The sequence below is a fragment of the Ectobacillus funiculus genome (genome assembly GCF_004138295.1).
In the GTDB taxonomy this organism is placed as follows: Bacteria; Bacillota; Bacilli; order Bacillales; family Bacillaceae_G; genus Ectobacillus; species Ectobacillus funiculus.
This window is the reverse complement of sequence record NZ_SCFM01000071.1, coordinates 21,142-28,290: the sequence shown is the minus strand read 5'-3', so window position 1 is coordinate 28,290 and position 7,149 is coordinate 21,142. Positions and strand designations below refer to the sequence as shown.

5 protein-coding genes are annotated in these 7,149 nt (G+C 43.0%); all 5 read right to left on the bottom strand.

Annotated elements, in window-relative coordinates; genetic code table 11:
• Window positions 1–99: 99 nt before the first annotated feature.
• The 5 genes from EP737_RS23470 to pruA all read right to left on the bottom strand — a co-directional run bounded on the left by EP737_RS23470 (window position 100) and on the right by pruA (window position 6,472).
• Entirely contained in the window at window positions 100–993 is an 894-nt protein-coding gene (locus tag EP737_RS23470) for a diacylglycerol kinase (protein WP_129731577.1), read from the bottom strand.
• Window positions 994–1,352: 359 nt separating this feature from the next.
• The gene (gene gatB / locus EP737_RS23465) at window positions 1,353–2,783 is read right to left on the bottom strand and encodes an Asp-tRNA(Asn)/Glu-tRNA(Gln) amidotransferase subunit GatB (protein ID WP_129731575.1); all 1,431 of its coding nucleotides are present in this window, start codon (window positions 2,781–2,783) and stop codon (window positions 1,353–1,355) included.
• A gap of 14 nt (window positions 2,784–2,797) precedes the next feature.
• Window positions 2,798–4,258, bottom strand: a complete 1,461-nt coding sequence (gene gatA / locus EP737_RS23460) for an Asp-tRNA(Asn)/Glu-tRNA(Gln) amidotransferase subunit GatA (protein WP_129731573.1) — start codon at window positions 4,256–4,258, stop codon at window positions 2,798–2,800.
• Window positions 4,259–4,270: 12 nt separating this feature from the next.
• Window positions 4,271–4,561: an Asp-tRNA(Asn)/Glu-tRNA(Gln) amidotransferase subunit GatC gene (gene gatC, locus EP737_RS23455; protein ID WP_129731571.1), complete on the bottom strand. Its 291-nt coding sequence runs from the start codon at window positions 4,559–4,561 to the stop codon at window positions 4,271–4,273.
• 363 nt (window positions 4,562–4,924) lie between these two features.
• Entirely contained in the window at window positions 4,925–6,472 is a 1,548-nt protein-coding gene (pruA, locus tag EP737_RS23450; protein ID WP_129731579.1) for an L-glutamate gamma-semialdehyde dehydrogenase, read from the bottom strand.
• Between the last annotated feature and the right edge of the window lie 677 nt (window positions 6,473–7,149).

The following is a 7,149-nucleotide window of genomic DNA, read 5'->3' as shown; positions in this document are numbered from 1 at the left end:
TAGTTGCACTTATACTGTATTCCTAAAATTTCTTACTACGTCGAATTGTCTTCTAGCTAGAAATTTATACTTTCTTAAAGTGCAAAAAAACCGCCTCAATTAGCGGTCTTCCCTCGGTACAAAAAGCTCTAAATGATGATACAAGTTTTCAAACTCCATCGGTGCATCGCCGCCGTATTCTCCATCTAGATTAATCATAAGTTTTTCAGGAGTGTATACTTTAATACGATTTGCCTGCGTATATAAAATTTGCGGATTATTAATATGCTCCCCGCGCAGCGCCTGTGATGCTGCTTTAATCAAGTCAGCAATGGACCCCCTCTTTAAAACAAGCAAATCAAATAAGCCATCATTAATAGAAGCGTATGGAGCCACCTTTTCAAAGCCGCCCACTGAAGTAGTATTCGTAATGAGGAAAAGTGTAATCTCCTCATTTAGCATCTTCCCGTCATATTCAATTTCTACATATGTCGGATGCAAGGACGGGAGCATTTCAATTCCCTTTAAGTAATATGCAAGCTGTCCCAAAACCGTTTTGAGCTTACTTGGTACTTCAAAAGTTAATTCTGTAATGCGGCCGCCACCGGCGATGTTAATAAAGTACTTATCATTGGCGCGTCCAATATCCAGCGAAACCGAATAACCTTCACAAATAATATCAGCAGCTTCTTCAATGGAACGATTCACACCAATAGCACGGGCAAAGTCATTTGTTGTACCAACCGGAATGATACCAAACTTCGGACGATGCTCCGCACCGACCAATCCGTTCACAACTTCATTAAGCGTTCCATCTCCCCCAGCCGCAATGACCACATCAAACTTCCGCTCCACTGCCTGCCTTGCCGCCTTTGTCGCATCACCAGCTCCCGTTGTAGCATGACAAGAGGCCTCGTAGCCTGCTCGTTCTAATTTCTGCAGAACTTCCGGCAAATGCTTTTTAAATAGCTCACGTCCGGAAGTAGGGTTATAAATGATTCTTGCACGTTTCATTTACACATCATCCTACTTATTTAATTTTTCGCATGATAAAAAAATCCTCTAAATCTAGATGTATCATCATTATAATCATTTTGCAACTATCTTAGTATGTCTAAACAAACGTTTGATGATCTTCCTGCAAAAGATATATAAGTTTGGTAAAGAAAACTCGCCGATTGGCAAAGACGGAAGCATAGTTACACTTATACTAGGTTCCCATAATTCACCAATTCGTCAAATAGTCCTCCAAATTTATACCTTCTTCAAACGGAAGAAAAAACCAACGATTCATACGGCAGGAATCGTTGGTTTTTTTGTTATACGCAAGAGATAGCTAGCGTTTTTGGACTTGTCCAGCGCCCCAGTTTTTCTTATCGTTTCGCAATCTCCTCAAGCAATAGCTTGTTTACAAGAGGCGGGTTTGCTTGTCCCTTTGTTGCCTTCATGACCTGACCAACAAAGAAACCGAGTGCTTTTTCTTTACCATTCTTATAATCTTCAATCGATTGCGGACCTTTGTCTAACGCTTCGTTGATGATTCTGCGCAATTCTCCCTCATCAGAGATTTGGACAAGACCCTTTTCCTTTACAATTGCTTCTGGGTCTCCACCCTTTTCAACTAGATCAACAAAGATTTGCTTCGCAATCTTAGAAGAAATTGTGCCGTTTTCGATTAGTTTAATCATCGCTGCAAGACTTTCTGGTTTTAAAGCAATCTCATCAAGCTCTTTACCATTTTTGTTAAGATAAGCCGATACATCGCCCATTAACCAGTTCGAAGCAAGCTTTGCATCTGCGCCACTTACAACGGCAGCATCAAAGAAATCGGACATTTCCTTTGTTACTGTCAATACCGCTGCATCGTAAGCTGGTAAGCCAAGCTCCTCTACATAGCGCTTTTTACGTGCATCCGGCAGCTCAGGAATCTCTGCACGAATGCGTGCCTTCCACTCATCATCAATGTATAAGTCTACTAAATCAGGATCCGGGAAGTAGCGGTAATCATCAGAGCCTTCTTTTACACGCATCAAGAGTGTTGTTTTTGTCGACTCATCGTAGCGGCGTGTTTCTTGATCAATTACTCCACCCGCACGCAGCACTTCTGCCTGACGGATTTCTTCATATTCTAAGCCTTTTTGTACAAAAGCAAAGGAATTTAAGTTTTTCAGCTCTGTTTTTGTACCGAATTCCTTTTGCCCAACTGGACGAAGGGAAATGTTTGCATCACAGCGAAGTGAGCCTTCTTCCATTTTACAGTCAGATACACCCGTATACTGGATAATAGACTTCAGCTTCTCTAAATATGCATATGCTTCCTCTGGCGTACGGATATCCGGCTCAGATACGATTTCAATGAGCGGTGTTCCTTGGCGGTTTAAATCCACTAGAGAGAAGCCGTCGCCTGTATGCGTTAATTTTCCCGCATCCTCTTCTAAATGAAGACGAGTAATACCAATTCGTTTTTTCTCACCGTTTACTTCAATATCAATCCAGCCGTGTTCACCAATTGGCTTATCATATTGGGAAATCTGATATGCCTTCGGATTGTCCGGATAAAAGTAATTTTTTCGGTCAAACTTTGTTTCTGTTGCAACCTGACAATTCAGTGCCATTGCTGCCTTCATCGCAAATTCTACCGCTTTTTTATTCACCACCGGCAATACGCCTGGATATCCTAATTCAATTACGCTCGTATTCGTGTTTGGAGGCGCACCGAATTCATTTGGACTTGCGGAGAAAATTTTTGAGTTTGTTTTTAACTCAACGTGAACCTCTAACCCTATGACTGTTTCAAACTCCATCTCTTTTCGCCCCCTTACAGCACCGGTTTTTGTTTATGGTAATTTGTCGCTTGCTCAAACGCATGTGCAACGCGATATACAGTTGATTCATCAAAGTGTTTTCCGATAATTTGCAGTCCAAGCGGTAAGCCGTTTGCCCCTAAGCCGCACGGAACAGAAATACCAGGAACACCCGCTAGGTTTACTGGAATCGTAAGAATATCATTTGCATACATCGTTAATGGATCATCAATCTTTTCACCAATCTTAAACGCAGTGGACGGAGCAGTTGGCCCAATGATGACGTCATACTTCTCAAACACTTTTTCGAAGTCATTTTTAATTAACGTACGCACTTGTTGTGCCTTTTTATAATACGCATCATAATAACCGGAGCTTAACGCGAATGTACCAAGCATAATGCGGCGCTTTACTTCATCGCCAAAGCCTTCGCTGCGCGTTTGCTTGTACAGATCAATTAAGCTGGATGCATTATCAGAACGAACACCGTATCGTACACCGTCAAAGCGCGCTAGGTTAGCGGAAGCTTCTGAAGACGATAGCAAGTAATATGTAGCAAGCGCATATTTAGAATGCGGCAGGGATACTTCCTCCCACGTTGCGCCCATGCCCTCAAGTACCTTAAGAGCTGCAAGCACTGATTGACGCGCTTCCTCTCCTACTCCTTCTCCTAAGTACTCCTTCGGCACAGCAATACGCAAGCCCTTGACATCTCCTGTTAGAGCGGACAAATAGTCTGGTACATCTACAGGAGCAGAAGTTCCATCCATTTTGTCAACTCCAGCAATGGCTTGCAATAAGTATGCATTATCTGCAACAGTGCGCGTAATTGGCCCGATTTGATCGAGTGATGAAGCAAATGCGACAAGACCAAAGCGGGATACACGTCCATATGTAGGTTTTAAACCAACAACACCGCAATACGCAGCTGGCTGACGGATCGAACCGCCTGTGTCAGAGCCTAAAGAAAATAATACTTCCCCTGCCGCTACAGACGCAGCAGATCCACCGCTCGAGCCGCCTGGTACATATTCTATGTTCCATGGATTCTTCGTCGGTTTAAATCCAGAGTTTTCGTTGGAGGAACCCATCGCAAACTCATCCATATTTAACTTACCAATGGTAACTGTCTCTGCTGCTTGCAGCTTTTGTACAACTGTCGCATCATAAATTGGATCAAAGTTAGCTAAAATTTTACTTGCGCATGTTGTGCGAAGACCTTTTGTAACAATATTGTCTTTCACACCAATTGGCAAACCAAACAACAAGCCGTACTCATCCGCCTTGCCCACTTTTCCGTCTAATTCCTTCGCTTTAGCGCGGGCGTTTTCTTCATCTAAAGTTAAAAACGCCTGTACCTTGTCCTCTACTTGTGCAATGCGTTTATAGGACTCAGCGACTAAGTCCGTAACAGAAATCTCTTTACTATGGAGCTTTTTGTGCAGCTCCGAAATTGAGTAATCAAATAAAGACATGCTCTCTCTCCTCTATTCCAAAATGGCAGGCACGCGAATTTGGTTCTCGTCGTGGTCCGGTGCATTTTTCAATACTTCTTCCACAGGCAAGCCTTTTTCCGCAACGTCTTCACGCATCACATTTTTAATATCCAATACGTGGGATGTTGGTTTTACATTTTGAGTATCTAACTCTTCTAATTGCTCAGCAAACGTTAAAATTGCATCCAATTGCTTGGAGAACTTCTCCGCTTCCTGCTCCGTAATTGCAAGACGCGCTAAGTTTGCAACGTGCTTTACAGTATCTACAGAAATTCTTGACACGTTTCATCCACCTCCAGAAAAACTCGTTCTTTATGCAATAATATTGATGATACCAAACTTTTCAGATGTTAAGCAACCTGCGGCACGATACTTGCATAACTTTTACACAGAATCTAAGGAATACTTAGTACATTTTCACGATGAAAGCGGTTTATTTTTCAGGAGAGCAGTTTAATTTTTGAAACCTATTCTATTGGGGACAAAAATACAGAAGACTCGCCGATTGGCGAGTCTTCTGGCAAAATTGCGCTTATACCTTGTTTCTGAAATTTCCTACTACGTCGAGTTCACTTCTAGATGAAAATTTATACTTTTTTAAAGTGGAAAAAAGGAAGGTGGGCATCCTCCCCTCACACTCCTTATTCAGAGCATTTCCGATGTCGTTTTCGCCTGCATATGAAGCAATAAGTAGTCAGGACCTCCTGCCTTTGAGTCTGTACCTGACATATTGAACCCGCCAAATGGCTGATATCCAACAATCGCACCTGTACAGCCGCGGTTGAAGTACAAATTGCCGACATGGAAATCCTCGCGCGCCTTCTCAATATGTTCACGATTATTCGAAATAACCGCACCTGTTAAGCCATACTCTGTATTATTTGCAATCTCAATCGCGTGATTGAAATCTTTGGCCTTACAAAACGCAACAACCGGCCCAAAAATTTCTTCCTTCATAATACGGGCATCCTCCGCCACATCTGCAAAAATCGTCGGCTGAATAAACCAGCCTTTAGAGTTGTCTCCCTCTCCTCCCGTCATCAGCTTTCCTTCCCGCTTCCCGATCTCTACATAACTCATTATCTTCTGAAAAGCTCCCTCATCATTTACAGGTCCCATATATGTTTCATATTGGGAAGGATCTCCGGTAATAAGCTGCTTCGTCAACGCTACTGCTCTTTCTAGCACATCATCGTACACATCCTCTACAATAACAGCGCGAGAACAAGCGGAGCACTTCTGACCGGAAAATCCAAATGCTGATGCAACAATCACTTGTGCCGCAAGCTCTAAATCTGCCTCCCGATCAACAACAATTGTATCCTTACCGCCCATTTCTGCAATCACACGCTTTAACCAAATTTGCCCTGGATTTACTCTAGCAGCCCGCTCATAAATACGGATTCCCACTTCCTTTGAACCTGTGAAGCTGATGAATCGCGTGCGAGGATGATCAACGATATAATCCCCTACTTCCGCACCGCTTCCAGGAATAAAGTTCACAACACCCGCTGGCAATCCAGCTTCCTCTAAGACCTCCATAAACTTTGCTGCTACAACAGGCGTCGTACTCGCCGGCTTGAGCAATACCGTATTTCCAGAAACAAGTGCTGCTGTTGTCATTCCTGCCATAATCGCAAAGGGAAAGTTCCAGGGAGAAATAATGACTCCGACCCCCAATGGGATATAAGTAAAACGGTTATATTCTATTTTACGGCTCTCTACCGGCATACCGTCCTTCAGCTTCAGCATTTGACGACCATAATACTCCATAAAATCAATAGCTTCCGCTGTGTCGGCATCCGCCTCCCTCCACGGCTTTCCTGCTTCCTTCACCAGCAGAGCAGAAAATTCATGTTTTCTGCGACGGACAATTGCGGCTGCTCGAAATAAAATATCTGCCCTCATTTCCGGTTTAGACTTTCTCCATGTTTGAAAGGCTTTGTCCGCAGCCTGCATAGCCTTCTCCGCCAGCTCACGATTTGCCTTTGAAACTCGTCCAATAATCTGCTCTTTATTTGCGGGGTTTACAGATACAATCTTATCCTCTGTTACAACCCGTTCACTCCCAATTTGTAACGGATAATCCTGCCCCAGATACGCGTCTACTATCTTAAGGCCTTCTTCAAATGCAAGGCGATTCTCCTCTAGACTAAAGTCAGTAAACGGCTCATGATTATAACGTATTACCATCATCCTTCCCCCTCTCTAATTTCTCGCATCACTACAGGATTACTGGACTCCATGTTGTTTTGGTAATTGCTCCTCCATTTCTTGTATCAATGTACATTGCTGGAGATAGCTCCTCAATGTAATATATTCTGCTATTTTCCCGCTTATGTCCTTACCAATTTCACAGTTTAGATGTTTCATCCTATTGAATATCCACCACCTACTTGGTAACACGTCTTTCCCACAAGAGGGCTGCTGTTGGTCAAAGGTGGGGGATTCCGTATTTTTCTTCCTAGGAAGTGAAATACAGGGCCGCTCAATAGACTTCTCACCGGACAAATAAGGAGAGCTCACACTTTCTTGTAAGAGAAAATGTCCCATATTGTAATCCACATCAACATGTGTTTGTCAGCTACACTTAATGGTAAAGATCCCGAGCTGGAAACTTATACTTTCTTAGTAGTGCAGGCATAACCATCCGTATAACTAGGGCTGTTGCATCCCAAACGAAATATACCTATGCCCTATTAACAGAAAAAAGGTGATCAAAAGGAGCAGTACGCCTTTCAATCACCTTATTAAAACTTGTAAGAAGATATAAATCCCCAACCAAAAACGAATTCAACGCAGCAGGAAATTTTAGGTGCAAGTGCAGCTGCATTCCAAAATCAAAGCTAGCTGCCCACCTCAAGCGCCTT

Excerpts from the sequence above, each read along its gene's own strand:
- gatA (WP_129731573.1), bottom strand. The coding sequence starts at position 4,258 with ATGTCTTTATTTGATTACTCAATTTCGGAGCTGCACAAAAAGCTCCAT.
- gatB (WP_129731575.1), bottom strand. The coding sequence starts at position 2,783 with ATGGAGTTTGAAACAGTCATAGGGTTAGAGGTTCACGTTGAGTTAAAA.
- EP737_RS23470 (WP_129731577.1), bottom strand. The coding sequence starts at position 993 with ATGAAACGTGCAAGAATCATTTATAACCCTACTTCCGGACGTGAGCTA.
- pruA (WP_129731579.1), bottom strand. The coding sequence starts at position 6,472 with ATGGTAATACGTTATAATCATGAGCCGTTTACTGACTTTAGTCTAGAG.